This is a genomic window from Candidatus Obscuribacterales bacterium, assembly GCA_036703605.1.
In the GTDB taxonomy this organism is placed as follows: domain Bacteria; phylum Cyanobacteriota; class Cyanobacteriia; order RECH01; family RECH01; genus RECH01.
In genome coordinates, this window is sequence record DATNRH010000971.1 from 1 (window position 1) to 16,368 (window position 16,368).

The 16,368-nt window shown below is 52.5% G+C and carries 15 protein-coding genes and 2 tRNA genes; 7 read left to right on the forward strand and 10 right to left on the reverse strand.

Annotation, left to right across the window (positions count from 1 at the left end; all coding sequences use genetic code 11):
* A partial coding sequence (locus V6D20_19840; GenBank protein HEY9818033.1) for a hypothetical protein occupies nucleotides 1–457 on the forward strand: 457 nt, incomplete at its 5' end.
* Nucleotides 458–546: 89 nt separating this feature from the next.
* Here the strand turns inward: V6D20_19840 and V6D20_19845 are convergent.
* From V6D20_19845 to V6D20_19870, 6 genes are all read right to left on the reverse strand, one after another.
* Nucleotides 547–2,400, reverse strand: a complete 1,854-nt coding sequence (locus V6D20_19845) for a ShlB/FhaC/HecB family hemolysin secretion/activation protein (protein HEY9818034.1) — start codon at nucleotides 2,398–2,400, stop codon at nucleotides 547–549.
* A 290-nt stretch (nucleotides 2,401–2,690) separates the two neighbouring features.
* The gene (locus tag V6D20_19850) at nucleotides 2,691–4,121 is read right to left on the reverse strand and encodes a glycosyltransferase family 2 protein (protein ID HEY9818035.1); all 1,431 of its coding nucleotides are present in this window, start codon (nucleotides 4,119–4,121) and stop codon (nucleotides 2,691–2,693) included.
* 393 nt (nucleotides 4,122–4,514) lie between these two features.
* Nucleotides 4,515–5,696: a bifunctional sterol desaturase/short chain dehydrogenase gene (locus V6D20_19855; protein HEY9818036.1), complete on the reverse strand. Its 1,182-nt coding sequence runs from the start codon at nucleotides 5,694–5,696 to the stop codon at nucleotides 4,515–4,517.
* Between the two features lie 470 nt (nucleotides 5,697–6,166).
* Nucleotides 6,167–6,238: transfer RNA gene (locus V6D20_19860), tRNA-Thr, on the reverse strand.
* Nucleotides 6,239–6,307: 69 nt separating this feature from the next.
* A tRNA-Tyr gene (locus V6D20_19865) sits at nucleotides 6,308–6,392 on the reverse strand.
* Between the two features lie 135 nt (nucleotides 6,393–6,527).
* On the reverse strand, nucleotides 6,528–7,187 hold the full coding sequence (locus V6D20_19870; protein HEY9818037.1) for an SDR family oxidoreductase: 660 nt from the start codon (nucleotides 7,185–7,187) through the stop codon (nucleotides 6,528–6,530).
* A gap of 662 nt (nucleotides 7,188–7,849) precedes the next feature.
* On the opposite strand from V6D20_19870, the gene V6D20_19875 reads away from it, so the two are divergent.
* Both V6D20_19875 and V6D20_19880 read left to right on the forward strand, forming a co-directional pair.
* Nucleotides 7,850–8,440, forward strand: coding sequence for a DUF1997 domain-containing protein (locus tag V6D20_19875; GenBank protein ID HEY9818038.1), 591 nt, complete (start codon nucleotides 7,850–7,852; stop codon nucleotides 8,438–8,440).
* 316 nt (nucleotides 8,441–8,756) lie between these two features.
* Nucleotides 8,757–9,866 (forward strand): hypothetical protein, encoded by a 1,110-nt coding sequence (locus tag V6D20_19880; protein ID HEY9818039.1) that lies wholly within the window; start codon nucleotides 8,757–8,759, stop codon nucleotides 9,864–9,866.
* A gap of 18 nt (nucleotides 9,867–9,884) precedes the next feature.
* Here V6D20_19880 and V6D20_19885 read toward each other — a convergent pair whose 3' ends face one another.
* Nucleotides 9,885–10,787 carry a DMT family transporter gene (locus V6D20_19885; protein ID HEY9818040.1) on the reverse strand — a complete coding sequence of 301 codons (903 nt, stop codon included), beginning with the start codon at nucleotides 10,785–10,787 and terminating at the stop codon, nucleotides 9,885–9,887.
* Nucleotides 10,788–10,976: 189 nt separating this feature from the next.
* Here V6D20_19885 and V6D20_19890 point away from each other — a divergent pair, with 189 nt between their 5' ends.
* The 3 genes from V6D20_19890 (at nucleotide 10,977) to V6D20_19900 (ending at nucleotide 13,300) form a co-directional block, all read left to right on the forward strand.
* Nucleotides 10,977–11,447 (forward strand): Lrp/AsnC family transcriptional regulator, encoded by a 471-nt coding sequence (locus V6D20_19890; GenBank protein HEY9818041.1) that lies wholly within the window; start codon nucleotides 10,977–10,979, stop codon nucleotides 11,445–11,447.
* The gene (locus V6D20_19895; protein HEY9818042.1) at nucleotides 11,444–12,046 is read left to right on the forward strand and encodes a LysE family transporter; all 603 of its coding nucleotides are present in this window, start codon (nucleotides 11,444–11,446) and stop codon (nucleotides 12,044–12,046) included. Before V6D20_19890 ends, V6D20_19895 begins: the two co-directional genes overlap by 4 nt.
* 72 nt (nucleotides 12,047–12,118) lie before the next feature.
* The gene (locus V6D20_19900; protein ID HEY9818043.1) at nucleotides 12,119–13,300 is read left to right on the forward strand and encodes a peptidoglycan DD-metalloendopeptidase family protein; all 1,182 of its coding nucleotides are present in this window, start codon (nucleotides 12,119–12,121) and stop codon (nucleotides 13,298–13,300) included.
* Nucleotides 13,301–13,401: 101 nt separating this feature from the next.
* Here the strand turns inward: V6D20_19900 and grxD are convergent, their stop codons facing one another.
* The 3 genes from grxD to V6D20_19915 all read right to left on the reverse strand — a co-directional run bounded on the left by grxD (nucleotide 13,402) and on the right by V6D20_19915 (nucleotide 15,210).
* Complete coding sequence (gene grxD / locus V6D20_19905; protein ID HEY9818044.1) at nucleotides 13,402–13,725, reverse strand: Grx4 family monothiol glutaredoxin; 324 nt, start codon at nucleotides 13,723–13,725, stop codon at nucleotides 13,402–13,404.
* A gap of 214 nt (nucleotides 13,726–13,939) precedes the next feature.
* Nucleotides 13,940–14,197, reverse strand: coding sequence for a BolA family transcriptional regulator (locus V6D20_19910; protein HEY9818045.1), 258 nt, complete (start codon nucleotides 14,195–14,197; stop codon nucleotides 13,940–13,942).
* A 401-nt stretch (nucleotides 14,198–14,598) separates the two neighbouring features.
* Complete coding sequence (locus V6D20_19915) at nucleotides 14,599–15,210, reverse strand: hypothetical protein (protein ID HEY9818046.1); 612 nt, start codon at nucleotides 15,208–15,210, stop codon at nucleotides 14,599–14,601.
* A 675-nt stretch (nucleotides 15,211–15,885) separates the two neighbouring features.
* On the opposite strand from V6D20_19915, the gene V6D20_19920 reads away from it, so the two are divergent.
* On the forward strand, nucleotides 15,886–16,368 hold a 483-nt coding region (locus V6D20_19920; protein HEY9818047.1), incomplete at its 3' end, for a hypothetical protein.

Sequence of the window (16,368 nt, forward strand, 5' to 3'; positions counted from 1 at the left end):
GGTGACCGTAGCAGCAGCGATTGGCTGGGATGGAAAACTCCTGGCACGCCCTGAAATTCACATCCGTGGTGTCGTCTCGACTGCTGAACCTTCTCGCTTGGAAGATCTAGCGCGGGATACAATTCAGTCTCTATTGAGCGATCGCTGGAGTAATTTCACACATACCTTCGAGGCGAATGAAACCGATGTCGATTGGACGAAACTCCAAGCTCAGATTGAGGTAGAACTGCGGCGGCTGTTGCGTCGGGAAATGCGTAGTAATCCTATGCTGGTGTTTTTGATGCAAACGCCGGTTGAAGAAGACGCCAAGCCGAAGGCCAAGCGGACTGCAGCGAAGAAGCCAGAACCTGAAATAAAGACTGAAGCTAAAGCTGAAGCTAAAACTCCAGCTCAGCAGCCGATTAAAACCTCCACACCGTCTAGACGGCAGCGCTCAACTGCTAAGGTGGCGTCCTGAAGCCACTTCAGTTAATCGCTGCAGTGGCAGCGATAGGGGGTTGGTGACTCAGAGCCATCAGCCAACCCTCTAAAGACTCAGCTAACCCTCTAGAATCGATAATCTACGCTGAAATATAGACCATCGTCTTGAAAATTATTGCCGCGATCGCTGAGATCAATCAGTGGCAGTGCATAGTCAAACCGCAGATTGAAATTGGGTACCAGTTCCCATAGGGCTCCTACCCCAGCGCCAATCAGAAATGTTTGATCGGGCAGAGTATTGGGGTTGTCCGGATGGTTCCAAACGGCTCCCATGTCGATAAACGGCGCTAGTTGGAAGACCGATAAACCTGATGCATTGCGGGTCAGTGTAATGCGGTCTTCTACGGACACCCGAAAACCATTGTCTCCCGATCGGGCATTTTGCCGAAAGCCTCGCACCGATTGTCCGCCCCCAATGACAAATTGTTCTGACGCCAGCAGGCTATCGGGAGAAAGCTGTAGATCGGCCTGGAGAATCATCAGGTGGTCGTCACTTAACCGCTGCACCCGTTGCACTTGCCCTAGCCAACTGACGAAACGGCTATCGGGGACGGGGGATGAATTGGTCGTAGCATTGAGTAGATTAACGCCGATATTAAATTGCGATCGCAAGGCCCAGGCCCCCACCACATCTCGGCGTACATAATCCTGCCCAAGACGGAAAACACTGGTACGACTGGTACCATCTTCGTCGGGGCCAATCCCAAAGGGTTGGGGAATATTATTAAACAAAAACGTCTGCCCATCTTTATGGCTAAATCCTAGGGACAGGGCAAACTCTTCTCGGGTAGAGCGCACCAAGGGCTGACGAAAACTAATTTCATAGCGTTCTGATTCTCCGCGAATGCCGAATTCATCAAAGGGAGACTGAACAATTTCATTGCGATCAATTACGGTACGCAGAGCTAGCGTGCCGTTCATTGGATTGAGCGGCACGCGGTAGTTGATATCAAAAATATGGGCTCCATCGCGGGTGGTGCGATCGTAGGACAGGCTAAGGCTATCCCCCAGCCCTGTGATATTGCGATGACCAATATCTGCACCGATCCGCTCCGATCCAACGCTGGGCGGTGAATAGTTATCGACGCTTGCTCCTCCAAACCAGGGCGATGCTTCATCCACCCGCACAATCAGCACACTCTGCCCTACCTCGCCGCTGGCCCGCAGACTGGCTTCAATATTGTCGAAGAGTGGATCCGATCGCAGCAGCCGAAGCTGCTCTTCTAGCTGTTCAGCCTGGAGAGGGGTACCGGCTCCTAGCTCAATGCGATCGCGTACGTAGCTCTGGTGCAGTCGCTGCAGTCCTTCAATTTGGATCTCTGCCAAACTGCCTTCCACCACCTGAATGCGCACGATGCCATCAGTAATAGGTTGGTCTACTAAAATAGCCCGAGATGTGAGGTAGCCATCATCCAGATAGAGCTGGGTAATAGCATCGGCGGCCTGCTGCAGATCTGCCAAGGTAACCGTTTGATTCTCCAAGGGCTGAATAATCGGTGCAAAGTCCTGCTGATCAAAAATGGTGCTGCCCAACACCTCTAGGGTGCGGATGGGAAATTGGACATCTGGCTGGTCTGGTAAACCTGATGGTGGACTGGGGGCTGATTCTGGCTGAAGCACCGGCCCTTCGTCGGTGGTGGGTAGGGGTAAATCAGGTGGCTCTTGCAAAAAGCGATCGTCAGGATCCGACTGCTGCGCTAGATAGGTTAGGAGTGGATCAATCGAATGTTCTAACTGTCCAAGATTCTGGGGCACTCCTGGAGCAGGGAGTAGTTCGGACGGTAGGATAGACGGACTAAAAACCTGGATATCTAATGGCTCCTCAGGTTTAGGTGTAATAGGTGCCGCGATCGCTTCCTGCGGCAGACCTATTGCAGCGATCGCAAGGCCTGACATCCAAACTGATAGGCGCTGAACCATGGGACTCCTCCAGTAATAACCATGCCGATTCAACACCCTATCGGCATCCATCGGGTAAAAATCTCTTATACAGACTGTAACCTGCTCCACCAAGCAGGTCTGGAATTCATCACTAAAAGTTTACGCTGGGGGGCGTTAGCAGCCCCTGCCAACCTTTTCTGTACCCCTCTCTTTTCCCAACGCTTGTCTAAGCCCTGCGGGCAGATTGTGCCAAACAATGGGATATCTACCGATAAGCTAACAGCCGGTTATTAACGAGGGCAGAGTATTGCAAGTATCTAAGATGAGGACTAGGACTGTCCAGGAATATCCAGTAATACCTCGTCTGTTCCTTGGTGGGCTGTTTTCACCCACTTCAGCCGTTTGGGACGTACCGAAATGCGTGCCGTGGTACTGGCTACTACCAGCAACCAGTGCATCATATAAAGAGTGCCGCGGATGGATTGTACAAGCGTACGCCACAGCGGCATCTCGGGACGTAGTTGGGGCGATCGTTCTGTGCCTAAGGCTGCTTCTCGCAGTAGATAATCACTGCTGTGGATGCGGCGCAGACCAATCACCATGCCAAAGAGTGAAAGCAGCACTGTCATCCCCGTTAATGGACTGAGCAGCGGCGGACTACTGCGGGCGATCGCCATCAGCGTATCTGGAACTGCCGCCGTGGGCAGCAGGTACTGCATGAGCCAGAAGACCAGTAGATCAATAGTTTTGCCTACGCCCAAACGATTACGGGACATGAGCCGCCAATAGTCTAGATAGCGCTGATAGCCACCCTCTGCCCAGCGACTACGTTGATGCCAAAGAGCGATCGCTTTTGTAACGCCCTCTTCTTCCACGGCAGGCACCATCAGGAAATCAATATCCCAGCGATCAAAATGCAGCCTGAGGGTGAGATCTAGATCATCGGTGATGGTTTCTTCATTCCAGCCGCCGCAGCTATCCAACGCCTGCCGCCGCACAAATTGACCATTGCCCCGCAGCTCACCCACGCCGCCAATGGCAATGCGCTGCTGCTGGAAATAGCTATCCAACGCCATTTCCGCCACCTGACCCAGGATCCAGAAATTTCGAGGACGGGGATGCCTCTCATTTCCCTGCAACACGGCTTTGCGCACCTGCACCGCGCCTACCTGCGGACGGTCAAACAAAGGAATCACCCGGCGTAACAAATCCACGGGTACTTGAGCATCGGCATCAAACACCGCAATAAACTCACCTTTAACCTTAGGATAGACTTGGTTCAAAGCCCCTGATTTACCGCCGCCGGCATCGGCTGGACGGTGGACGACATGGAGCCGGGGATATTGCAGCGCCAGTTGATCCAACAGTTCCGGTGTGCGATCGGTGCTGTAATCATCAATAATCCACAGGTCGTAGCGATCGCTGGGATAGTCCAGATTACAGAGCGATCGCACCAGAGAACCCACCACTGCCTCCTCATTTTTGGCCGAGACCATCAGCGAGACATAGGGATAATCATCAGGATTTTCACTGGTCAACACCGATGGCACCGACCGAGGGCGAGCTACGATTAGGCGCAGGGTATGTAGCCCTACCAATAGGGTCAGTCCGAGAACAAACCAAATGCCCCAAGAGACCAAATGAAGCGTAATCGTCACCGCCCACACTGCTGATAGGGCGATCGCAGCTTTGGGACGACGTCCTGCCAGACCTCGTTCAAAGGATGCCTTGAGGTTGCCAGGATGAGCGTCATCAATCATAAAAGACTCCAAGGGTGCCAATGTGTCACGTTGATTCAACGGGTCAACAGGTTGAGAGGGAGGATTAGACCAGGAATTCTCCGGCATAGGGCTTGAATTACGGGATGAGTGAACAGTGCTGGACTGACGCAGAATCACACAAGAGCCAAGGGTGAATCGCCTACAGGAGGATCTTCACCCTCGATTGATTCCACAACGCCAGTCTGACAAGCGGTTGATGGGAAATCTTAGAGGATGACCCGAATCACCGTTGCCCAATTGTGTCATAGCTTACTATTGTGACCGTTACGACGAATGCCGTCGCGATCGCTGCCTCATCACCCATGAGTTCCTTTATCTATCATAAAGTTTGGTGTTGATGACCATCAGCCAAGAACGCCTAGGGAGCAAACCCTAAGGAGCAGGTCGCGAAAATAGTCGAAAATAGAGCGATCGCCCCCATTCTTTGATGGGAAACACTAGGTAGGTGAGGGGGTTAATCGTCACAATTATGGTGCGCACATCCCGCTTGGCCAGGAAAATAACCATGCGGGCCACCCATCTCGGCGACATGATCCCCACAGGATTGAGGTTACTTTTGAACGGCCCCAAGACAATTTTGCGAATGATACAGGGAGCATCCAGCCGTCGCAGGGTAATTAGATCTCCAATCAAACGTTTCGAAATTTCGTAGAGGGGACTAAAGGCGGGGCTCACCTCCGCCTCTGATGTGTTCACCCAAAGCTCCTTGGTGGCCCGGTCGGTGGAGTCATTCACCGTACTCATGAACACATTGGCCAGCCGCCATGCCGACAGAGCGTTCACCTCTAGAGACGCTTGGACGCCCTCCGGGGTGCGATCGCCATGGACGTTAAGACCGTGATTGATAATTAGAATATCGACTTGCTTGAGGCGATCGCGCAGGTGCTCCTCTTCGCCAATCTGCCAAGGCACGACCCTCATGCGATCGGTCTCAGTGAGGCGATCGGAGGTGGTGAGGGCAATGGTTTTTGCCCCTTGGCGAATGAGTTCTTGGATCAGGGCCTGCCCCATAGATCCCGATGCGCCCGTGACCGCAATCACCTTGCCTTTTAGCGATAGGCTAGTTCCCAACACTTTATCCACCACTGTCAAGTATCCCGAGAAGTAGGCGTTCCCTTGATCAAAGTGGTGCCGCCAGTGATATGTACGATTGACCGCCCACGTCGAGGGAATTTGGGTGAGGTCGCCGGGTTCGTGGGTGAGATCTGTCCACATCCCATAGCCCTGAGAACGAGCGATCGCCCCTGCCATAAAGCCTAGCGCATAGAGACTGCCTAAAAACATAGCTGGCTGATGGCTGGCCCATGCCACCAACGCTGTTACGGCAAACATCACTAGGGACTCTGGCACATCGTTGTAAAGCTGAGAGCGACGATAGACGTCAAGGTTGGCAATACTCAGATCACGACGATAGGCCCGATGATGCAACATATGAAGGGACTGGAGGGGTGGCCAGTAGTGACCAGCAACATGGTAGACATCACGAACCAGCTCCGCAAGCACAATAGAGCCAAGCCCAAGCCCAACTGGAAAGACGAGTGAAAACAGATTCATTGCAAAACGATTATGAATGCGTAATTTAACATGATGAATGAAAATCGTTAGGCAGGTGTACGCCCTAGCTAACACATCGAACCACGGCTGATAGACCCATCTCGAACCCTGCGCCTAAAACCCCAACGGCTGTCTGTTTTGAACAACAGGTTTGGAGAAGCCAGGGGACATCTAAGGTAGTTTAAAAGCCCTCCCTCTTGGAGCGGGATAGCAGGCAAGATGTCAGCAACGACAGATTGGGTGAACCCAGCTAGTAGGTCGATCGATCCCACCGCATGGCTACCTGTCTTCAAGAATCTCATGCTTAACGCCAGATGCCCATCTTTTTTCCGTCCATCTGCTGAGGAGGCCTAGCGATCGCAGAGCGCCCTCTTCCACGGTTCTGGGATCCCTAGGACATCGATAAAGCCATGGGAAACTTGGCAACCCTATGCTCTAGAGTTTCTGTAACGCTATGGATGATATTAAAAAGCCCGTGACGAGGATTGAACTCGTGACCTCACCCTTACCAAGGGTGTGCTCTACCACTGAGCCACACGGGCAACTCCTTAGCCAATCTTATGATAGCAAGTGCCTTAAGGATTGACTTAAGAAAATGCATTTTGATGTTGTGGTGGGCCGGGCTGGATTCGAACCAGCGTAGGCGTAGCCAGCGGATTTACAGTCCGCCCCCATTAACCACTCGGGCACCGACCCGCCCAATCCACAATTAAACATCGTAGCATAGGGTATTGCATTCCCCAAACAAAAATCTCTTTTTTTTTCAGATTTTTTGATCGATCTTTTGCGAAAGCTCCGCACTCTACCGAAACGGCGAGCGTCGGGAGTACGTCATGTAATGCTGTCAAACCATTGCTCTAGGGTTTGTTGGGGGGCATCGGGCTGGGCAATAATTTCCACCACTTTGTTTTTGGCGCTAGGCAGCCTCAACGCCTCCACACAGACCTCCGCTACTTGTTCGCGGGACAAGCTGCCTTCAAACAGGGTATCTGCTGCCGCCATTTGAAGGGGATCGGTGGGCGCTGTACTTTTGAGCCCACCGGGACGAACGATGGTGTAGGTTAAGCCACTGCCCTGCAGGTAGGCTTCTGCCTGTTTTTTCCATACCAAAATCAACCAAAAGATGTTCAGGGGATGCAAAAGTCGCGACACACATAGCGATGACACAAACACCATATGCTGAACCTGCTGACGCTTAGCTGCATCCACCAAGTTCTTGGTGCCTTCAAAATCCACGCGATAGGGCAGGGTTGGATCCCAACTGGGCTGGGCTCCAGTGGCGCAGAAGACCACATCACAGCCTGCGATCGCTGCATCTAAGGTTTCCGGCTGCAAAACATCGCCCACCCACTGTTCTGACCAGTCGGACAAGACAGCGGCTGCCTTTTGGCGATCGCGCACCAGCGATCGAGTAGGAATTTGACGTTGTTCGAGGGCCTTTACGATCAATTGTCCTGTGCGCCCCGTAGCGCCGGCTACAAATGCTTTCACCAAGATGTTCCTTAAAATAGAGTGTTACTCAAACGTGGTTCTGTTTTATGGTCTAGGTATGCCCTCGGGGCACCTTACCGCTGAGTCTGAGGAGACCACAAGACCTAGCCTGATCGATAGTGATCATTATTAACTGTTTTTCCGGCTAAAACCCATACCACCATCGATCGATGACGGAGAAACTACCCGGACAACATAAATGTCCAACCCGACGATCTTCGTAGAATGCCGTAGATCTAACCTCATGGGAGGAAACATCTTGTGTGAATTTCATCTATTTTTCCGTAGATCAAGCGTGTTAACGAGTAGAACACCGAAGCTATGCTAAATGTAAATCGCGTCTGATTTGCTTTGCCCCTCTCCAAATCATGGTCACCAGACGATGGATCCTACCTCAAGGCTGGGCAATCTAAGGCTAGTCGTCTTCAGAGATTCCTCATTTTGTGGAGGAGTTGAAGCAAGTGAGCTATCCTCAAGCATTGAGGGCGATCGCCCATCAGGTGTCTTGTTTAATGTCGGACTATATTGCCTATCTCTGGATCAGGTAAGCAATTAAAACAATGCTACTTTTCAAGGAACTTGAAGCTATGCAGGCCCATTCAGCAGAACACCAAGCTTTTGAGACATTCGAGACATTTGAATCTGTTATGGGTCTAGACATAGTGACTGACTCTGTTGAGCAGCCTGTAGAGTCCGCGGTGGCGGAAGCAACCCATTTTCGTGGGCAGTATGCTAACTGCATGGCTATGTATGCTGATGCTCAAACAGTTGCCGACTATCTAGACATTCACTCTGAATGGTTTCATCGCTGTGCCCACCCCATGAAAACCGATGCGCTTGGGGATAACGGCTATGCTTTAACGATTGGTCGCTTTGGTTCCTTTGGGTATGAAGTGGAACCCAAAATTGGTCTACACTTGCTGCCCCAAGATGAAGGCGTTTACCGGATTGAAACGATTCCCGTTCCCGACTACGAAGCACCGGGCTATCACGTTGATTTCCGGGCAGCGCTACAGCTTGTGGAAGCCACTTCCGAAACCGGCGCGCCTCTAACGCAGGTGGAATGGGAACTGGATCTGGACGTGGCTATCTATTTTCCTCGATTCATCCGGGCTCTACCCAAATCTCTCATCCAAGGCACCGGCGATCGCCTCCTGAACCAAATTGTCCGCCAAGTGTCCCGTCGCCTCACCCACAAAGTGCAAATGGACTTCCACCAAACTCGCGACATCCCGTTCCCTAAGGCCTCTTAGTTTTAGACTAAGACTAGGTCGATGCAGATATCGGCAAGGTCTAGGTCTTAACGATTGGTGAGATTCGAGTATGGATAGTATTGATTGGACAAGCGTCATTCCTGCAGGGCTAGCGATCGCCATTTTTGCGGGCGGATTGTTCATGCTGGTGTCTGGCGTTTGGGCATCTCGCGATCAGTAGCATCCCTATTTCCGAGGGGCGATCGCTCCAGCAACCTGGTTAACATACCGTTACCACATTCTTCGAGCACCATCGGGATCAGGTGCTCATCCTTGGGCATCCTAATCAGTAGGATGTTCTCAAGCAAGTGCCACGATGACACAGCACCCGATTATGTCACCCCAGGAACCCCACATTCCTCATCAACTCTGGGGGATGGCGATCGCGGGCTTATGTTTGAGTGGCATAGGTTTGCTGTTGCCGATCATGACACCGATCATGATGCCGTTATTGATGGTGGTTGCTGTCGGGCTATTGCTGCAGATTTATAACCAGTCTCGCAAGAACCAACAGCTTCATAAAGCACTTCATCGCTATCATCAACAACTCGCTAAGCTAGAAGCCCAACAGCCTAGGTTTCAGCCTCTGCTGGATTCTATTGCCCATGAGCAACAGCAGCGGCAAGCTCTAGAACGCGCTAGCCAGGCTGCTCAGACGAGCCTCACTGAACTTCAGCACCAACTGGATCAGCACCATCTTCAACGCCAAACGTTAGACACCCAGCTCAAGGCGGTGCAGGCGGCGTTAGTGATGACCCTTAACCAGTCCCAAGCAAGGGAAATCAAGCTCCAAGAGCTTAGGCAAGAGAACCGCATCTATGATGACCTGATTGACGAGCAAGAGCAGCGGGCCCAGCAGCTTAAAGATCACGTCACGGCCCTTGGGACAGAATGCGATCGCCTCCAGACCCAACTCACTGACGCTGAGGCTAGCATCGCAACCTTAGAGAGCGATCGCCTGCAGCTAGAGCAAACCTGTCAGGAAGCTCAGCACCAGATAGCTGATTTAGAACAGGAGCTAGAGGAAACCTGTCAGGCAGCTCAGCGCCAGATAGCTGAGCTAGAACAGGAATTAGAACCCTATCGCTTGACGCCGCCCATCTACGCTAACCGTCCTCCGCAGATGAGCAACGAGAAATTTGTCCGCCATGCCGACATCCAGCTTGCCGACTTCCCTCACCCTGAACAGCTTGCGGAACAGGCCAAGCATCATTACCATCGCCGCAGCAGTGACCCGACCCCGCGCCCCGTGACCCTGAATGGCATCGTCGATTATCTGAGACATGAATTCACCAACTACGATCGCTTGTGTGAGGAACTAGGTTCCTATAGCCGGCCGGCCCGCAATATTCTCAAAGCCAGAGTCAATGCCCAGATTTGGGAGCGTCTCTCGGAGATGCGGCTCACTCTGGATGATGTCGTCTGAAGCCTCTCAATCCAGCGACTATTCCTTGGGCGTGGCGAGGGTCAAGCGCAATCCCATGGCAATCAACCCCATACTGGCCAGCATCACCGGCGTAATCGGCTGTTGAAAAAACAGCAGGGCCAGCAGCGCGACAAAGATCGGCACGATGCTATACACCGACGTGGCCGTGCGGGTTGGGCCGATCGCTCCCACACTAAGGTTATAGAGCAAGTAGCCTATCCCCGATGCACCGATACCCATGTAGAGCACCGACCCCAGCGATGCAGGGGAGATGGCGCGCCAGGGGCCGCCTTCCCACGCTGACAACAGCAGCAGTTGCACCACCCCAAACAGCGCCGCGTAGTAGCTGATGGTGAAACCAGAGTACCGGGCTGAAAGTTTTTTGATGATCAGGGTGTAAATCGCCCAGCAAACCACCGCCGCCAGCATCAGACCATCACCTCGATTGAACGTGAGCTGCAAGATAGTGCTGATCTGTCCACGAGTGAGCAAGAACAGCACCCCAAGTACGGCCAGACCGCAGCCCAGATAGTTTTTCAGCAGCAGCCGTTCTCGGAGGGCGATCGCTGCCAAACTGCCGGTGACCACAGGACTGAAGGCATTGATGATGGCGCTGTTGGCGACCTCGGTGTAGCGCAGGCTGGAGAAGAACAGCACATGGTAGCCTACCACGCCAAAGAGACCCAGTAGGGCCATGGGCAACACATCTGCCCGCGCCAACCGTAGGGACTGGCGACCATAGTGCCGCACCAACAGACTTAAAAACACAAGGGCGATCGCATACCGCCAAAACGATGTGGTGATCGGGCCCATATCCAAGGTGGTGAATTTCCCGGCCACAAAGCTACCTGCGAACAGAGCGCTGGTCACCAAGGGTAAAAGAATTCGCCGTCTGTCTTGCCCCAAGAGTCTCTGACCCATGACTATCCCTAAATAAGCCCTCAGCTACTCTAGCAGTCGGTTTCACGGCTCGATCGATGAGTCTCCGATCGCTGCTGAATTTAGAACGTTGTCAAGATCTCATAAAAAACATTGTTTTGCAAGTTAAATTGCGGATCTAAGTTTAGAAAAGAAAACTAAAATCATTTTTAACTTTTTAAACAAAGGACAATGCTGGATTCTATCGACTATCGAGTGCTGTATCACCTGATGCGACAGGGGCGGATGACTTGGGCAGATCTGGCCGGGGTGCTATCCCTGTCGTCCCCGGCCGCTGCTGATCGCGTGCGGCGACTGGAAGAGCGCGGCGTGATTACCGGGTATGCGGCGGCGATCGCCCCTGAGCTGGTGGGGCTAGATCTGTTGGCGTTTATCTTTGTGACCCTTGAGCATCCCCGCCACTGTGAAGCATTTGTGGAGCGCATCCAGGCGATGGAAGACGTGCAGGAATGCCACCACCTCGCCGGAGAGGATGACTACATGCTGAAGGTACGCTGCCGCCACACCCGCCATCTTGAACAGGTGATTAGCCATCACATTAAAGGCATCCCCGGTGTTGTGCGCACCCGGACAGCGATCGCCCTTTCAACGATTAAAGAAACCACTCATCTTCCCTTAGATGTTGATGGAGGCACACCATGAGCGATGTTTTACTGCGGGGCATCGTCATCGGGCTGGCGATCGCTGCCCCGGTGGGCCCCATCGGCCTGCTGTGCATCCGTCGCACCTTGGCGGCGGGACGCTGGGCTGGGTTAGTATCGGGCATGGGAGCTGCGACCGCTGATGCAATCTATGGCTGTATTGCTGGATTTGGCCTAACGTTTATCTCACAGATGCTCATCGATCAAGCCATTTGGCTGCGATTGATCGGTGGTCTATTTCTCTGCTATCTCGGCATCAAAACGATCGTGACGCCTGCCGCTAGCCAAGCCGCCTCCGTAACCCATGCTGGTCTGGTGGGCATGTATGTTTCAACTCTGGCCCTGACGATCACCAACCCCCTGACTATTCTGTCTTTTGTGGGAATTTTTGCCGGTTTAGGCATGGCCACAGCGGCTCAACCGGGTCTAGAAGCCGCTCAACTCGTGTTTGGTGTCTTCCTTGGATCGGCGATGTGGTGGTTGATTTTGAGCAGTGGTGCTAATCTATTGCGAGGAAAACTGACGCAACAGTTAACCTGGATTAACCGAATCTCGGGGAGCATTTTGGTGGTGTTTGGCGTAATTGCCCTGAATCTTTAAGCGGACACCTGTAAAACAGAGAGGCTGTCCGTTCCAGTCCTGTCGTTGTTGATAGATGATTTTGCCTTGCGAATGACCCTCTCGCGCATTACGGTGACATGGTTTAGTTTGGGGCTAGCGATCGCCCTAGCTCTTTTTTTGTGGGTGCAGGGTGGGGTGCTAGGTGTCCCGAGAGCGATCGCCCAGTCCACAGAATCGGTGGAGAGTTTACAGCAAGAGCAGCAACGCCTAGAGCAAGAACGCCAGCAGGTTCAAGAAGAACGCGATCGCTTAGAAAGCCTAGAAGGATCGGCAACCCAGCGTCTTGATGGTCTCCAGTCCACCCTGCGCGCCACCACGGAACAAATTCAGTACAACGAAGAGCAGCTTCAAATTGCCAACCAGCGCTTGAGTAGCCTAGTGGCGGCCCTGGCGGCAGCAGAGGATCAGTACCAAGAACAGCAGTTTGCCACGGTGGCGCGGCTGCGCTATCTACAGCGCCAACCCAGTCAACAGGGATGGGCGCTGTTGCTGCAAAGTGAAAACCTCAACGATTTCATGACTCGGCGACGACAGTTGAAGCTGGTCTATCAGTCTGATCGCATCATCCTTGGCGATCTCAAGGTCCATGCTGATGAAATTGAGCGCCAGCGGCGTACCATTGCCCGCCAAAAAAATGAAATTGCTTTACTCACCCAAGAACTCCTAGCCCAGCGATCGGAAGTGGAAGCCCAAGCTCAAAATCAACAGGCTCTGATTAGTCGCCTCCGAGATGATCGAGAGGCCTTGGAGGAAGCTGAAGAGCAACTGTCCCGAGATTCTGCCAACATAGCGGTCTTAATTCAGCAGCGGCTGGCGGTGCCATCCGGGCGCGGCCCAGTGGTTCGCGGTACGGGGCAGTTTAGCTATCCCAATGACGGTTTTATTACAAGTTCTTTTGGGTGGCGATCGCATCCCATTCTGGGCTACGAGCGATTTCATGCCGGTGTAGATTTTGGCTCAGACTATGGCAGCACCATCCGCGCCGCCGATAGTGGCGTTGTGATTTATGCCGACTGGTATGGCGGCTATGGTCTATCGGTGATTGTGGATCATGGCGGCGGGCTCACCACGCTCTATGCCCACTCCAGCGATCTCTACGTCTCTGAAGGGCAAAGCGTGCAACGCGGGCAAGCGATCGCTGCTGTTGGGTCTACAGGTCTGTCCACTGGGCCACACCTACACTTCGAGGTGCGTGCCAATGGTGAACCGGTAGATCCGATGCAGTATCTCTAGGGCACCGTCTCACCTATTGGACACAACATTGAGATGACATGCCAAAGCCCCCCTACTGAACAGCGGGGGGCGCTCTAGATGGATTCAACGTAGTTCTTCGCTTAGGAGGCGAGGGCTACTTCCACCATCTGCTGTAATTCACCATTTTGGTAAAGTTCGATCAGGATATCTGAGCCACCCACAAACTCCCCGTTGATGTAAACCTGGGGAATGGTCGGCCAGTTTGAGAATTCTTTAATGCCTTGACGCACCTCTTGATCGGCGAGTACATCAACTGTACTAAAGGGCACGCCCAAAGAATTGAGAATTTGCACGACGTTATTGGAAAATCCACACTGGGGCATGAGTTTATTGCCCTTCATGAAGACCACAATTTTGTCTTGGTTGACCAAAGAAGAAAGTCGATCGTTGATGTCTGAAGTCATAGCGTTCTAGGAAAATGAGCCAATTGGTTCTATGGTACTCGTCTACCCATCCATCGTTGCGTTGGATTCACGAATAGTCAGTATTGATCTAACACAATAACCGCAGTGATCGGCATGGGAGTGGATGGGAGGCGATCGCCTTGCAGTCGCTATACATCTGGCCCCTTCGGTTCTAAGCCTTATAACTTGGGTCAACTATAGCCACTGCTAAGCCCTATGCTGGCTGCTGCTCTGCCCATTGTTGAGGGGTATAGGTTTTGAGGGCTAGAGCATGAATGGCCTCCGAAGACATGGCCTGTTTCACAGCTCCATACACAAGCTGGTGTTGTTGAACTAACCCTTTGCCCTCAAAGGCAGATGATACTACGATCACCTGATAATGATCTCCGCCACCCGTGAGGTCTTGCACCTGCACCTGAGCGTCAGACAGTCCGGTTTTAATCATTAATTCAACTTGATCTGGGCTAACCACTGCACGACCTCTACTTGTGTTCAAAACATCCGATACCCATCTTGTTGTAAACCCAGTTTACCTGTTGGGCTGGGTCACATGGGGGGCTAGCAACTGCAGATTGAAGATTGTATAAAGATGGTCTAAGTCGGTGGACTTCAATCAACCCTATTGTAGGGTGCTGCTAGGTGAAGCCATAACGCATCGTCCCGTAGGGCTTTAAGGGGTTATGCTGCCGCTAGCCTAGTCTACTTCAGCTAAGTTGTAGGGTGCTGCTAGGCGAAGCTGTAACGCACCATGTCCTGAGGTATTGTTGCAGGGTTCTCTTAGATGTAGCTGCAACGCACTTGAATGGAGTACGCGCTAGCCCACCCTACTGCGGCTTGTTAGATGCACAAACCCATCTTTGACCTTGACCTAGCCTAGGGAATATTCGGTGAAATGGTGGTTGAGCCACCGGATTGTTCGCGAGGGTAGGGAGAGTTGACAAACCCTAGTTCAAATAATTGTTGGTAGGCCTGTTGCCCTAGTTGGCGGGTCGGTTGTTGGCTGCGGATAATTTGAATCAGGAGCGGTACTGCGAGTTCAGGCTGGTCTTGCGCCCGATGTACCAACGCTAATTGGTAGGTGGCTTGGTCACGCATTTGGGCTGTCTCTAGGGCCTGGGCTCTGAGATCGTCTGTAATTCGGGTATCAACCCCGGAAAAGCTGGAGGCAAGCTGTTGGTAGAAGTTGGAAAGTTGGTTAAACACCTGCCGTGCGTCTTGAAGACGACTTTGAGCGGTGGTGTAATCTTGGGAGGCGACAGCGGTCTGAGCCTGCTGCATGAGGCGTTGTCCACCCGAAACACTCAAAATTGTTCCATCTTGAGCGAGGGGGCGCAGGTCATCAAAGGCGTCCGGTTGTTCTGGAAAATCTTCTAGCTCTTCTAGATCAGACGGCTCCTCAAGAGACTCATCATCTACCGTGATGGATTGAGCATACCCGCTTGTGGGGGCAAGTAAAAACACGGCAAGAGCTGCCGACAATACCACGCGACTCGCGTGCAAACGTGAGCGAACAAGTCTGAACATCATGGTGCAACTGAGTATGACTATGGGCAGTCTGAATGTGGATTTGATCTTCGCGTATCTTACCATTGCCACTCCCCTCTTTAGAGAGATGGCGTGAATGAGGGGGATGCTCTCGATCGCGTCCCCTGAGCTATGGGTTCATACCTATGCCGACAGCTTCTGGATGTAGAATCAATCGTGATCTAGTTACTCTACAGCAGACGCGCCCCTAGATCCTGACGACTGGCCTGACGACTGGCACTATCCCGTACGCTTCCTCAGACGGTTCTCAGACGGTTGGTCAACGCAGCTTTCGGCAGGTGATGATGGGTGCAAGCAGTTGATGGCTAGGCGATCGCGTCAGTAATTATCGCTTTATGCAGTCTAGTTAAGGCCTAGATGAACATTTCTAGGGTTTCTTGACGCCCTAACTCATGTGACGATGGCTATATAACCTAGTCAAAATCTAAACGGCGACCGCAGTAGAATCTGGATGGTTCACTGAGTCTTCTGACGACGCCAGACGGATCAGGTTCCGTCTGGGATCGGGTTGTCGATAGGGTATCTATGAACCGAGATGCTAGGTATCCTCATGGTTGAGGTTGCTCCATTGGCTTGAATCGCTCTTAATCATCCTTGTCAGGTAGGAGTTTGTGTATGACTGGTTTTGTAAATCAGCCGGATCGGTCGTTGGACAATCCTTTTGATCCCGCGCTGCTGGCAGATCATGAAAGTCTGATCTTGCAGCGAGGCGGGGAAGAATTAGTGCTACACAAATCCAGCGATCGCTTCACGGTGCGGGCGATGGAAGGGCGATCGCTGTCGGGGCTGTCTCGTCATCCAGCGGTGCAAATGATGCGGCCCATTGCTGGTATGGAGCTGACTGAGGTGCAGGTGGAAACTAGTCAGCTTGAGTCGGTCATGGCTTTTGCTCGCAGCTCAGACGATGTGCGCTTTGCCAGCCATGTCTATGAAATGGATGGAGTTTCCCACACACCGGCCTACCTCAGTGATGAATTAACTATCCAATTTGCGCCGGGTCTTGATTTAGCCAGTATTCAAGCGATCGCCACCAGTATGGGACTACAGCTTGTGAAACCGATCGCAGGTGCTCCTCAAGCCTTTATTTTTCACGTCACA

What these genes read in the sequence shown, in the direction of transcription:
- V6D20_19845 (HEY9818034.1), bottom strand. Translation starts at nt 2,400, where the DNA reads ATGGTTCAGCGCCTATCAGTTTGGATGTCAGGCCTTGCGATCGCTGCA.
- V6D20_19850 (HEY9818035.1), bottom strand. Translation starts at nt 4,121, where the DNA reads ATGATTGATGACGCTCATCCTGGCAACCTCAAGGCATCCTTTGAACGA.
- V6D20_19855 (HEY9818036.1), bottom strand. Translation starts at nt 5,696, where the DNA reads ATGAATCTGTTTTCACTCGTCTTTCCAGTTGGGCTTGGGCTTGGCTCT.
- V6D20_19880 (HEY9818039.1), top strand. Translation starts at nt 8,757, where the DNA reads ATGACACAGCACCCGATTATGTCACCCCAGGAACCCCACATTCCTCAT.
- V6D20_19885 (HEY9818040.1), bottom strand. Translation starts at nt 10,787, where the DNA reads ATGGGTCAGAGACTCTTGGGGCAAGACAGACGGCGAATTCTTTTACCC.
- V6D20_19890 (HEY9818041.1), top strand. Translation starts at nt 10,977, where the DNA reads ATGCTGGATTCTATCGACTATCGAGTGCTGTATCACCTGATGCGACAG.
- V6D20_19895 (HEY9818042.1), top strand. Translation starts at nt 11,444, where the DNA reads ATGAGCGATGTTTTACTGCGGGGCATCGTCATCGGGCTGGCGATCGCT.
- V6D20_19900 (HEY9818043.1), top strand. Translation starts at nt 12,119, where the DNA reads ATGACCCTCTCGCGCATTACGGTGACATGGTTTAGTTTGGGGCTAGCG.
- grxD (HEY9818044.1), bottom strand. Translation starts at nt 13,725, where the DNA reads ATGACTTCAGACATCAACGATCGACTTTCTTCTTTGGTCAACCAAGAC.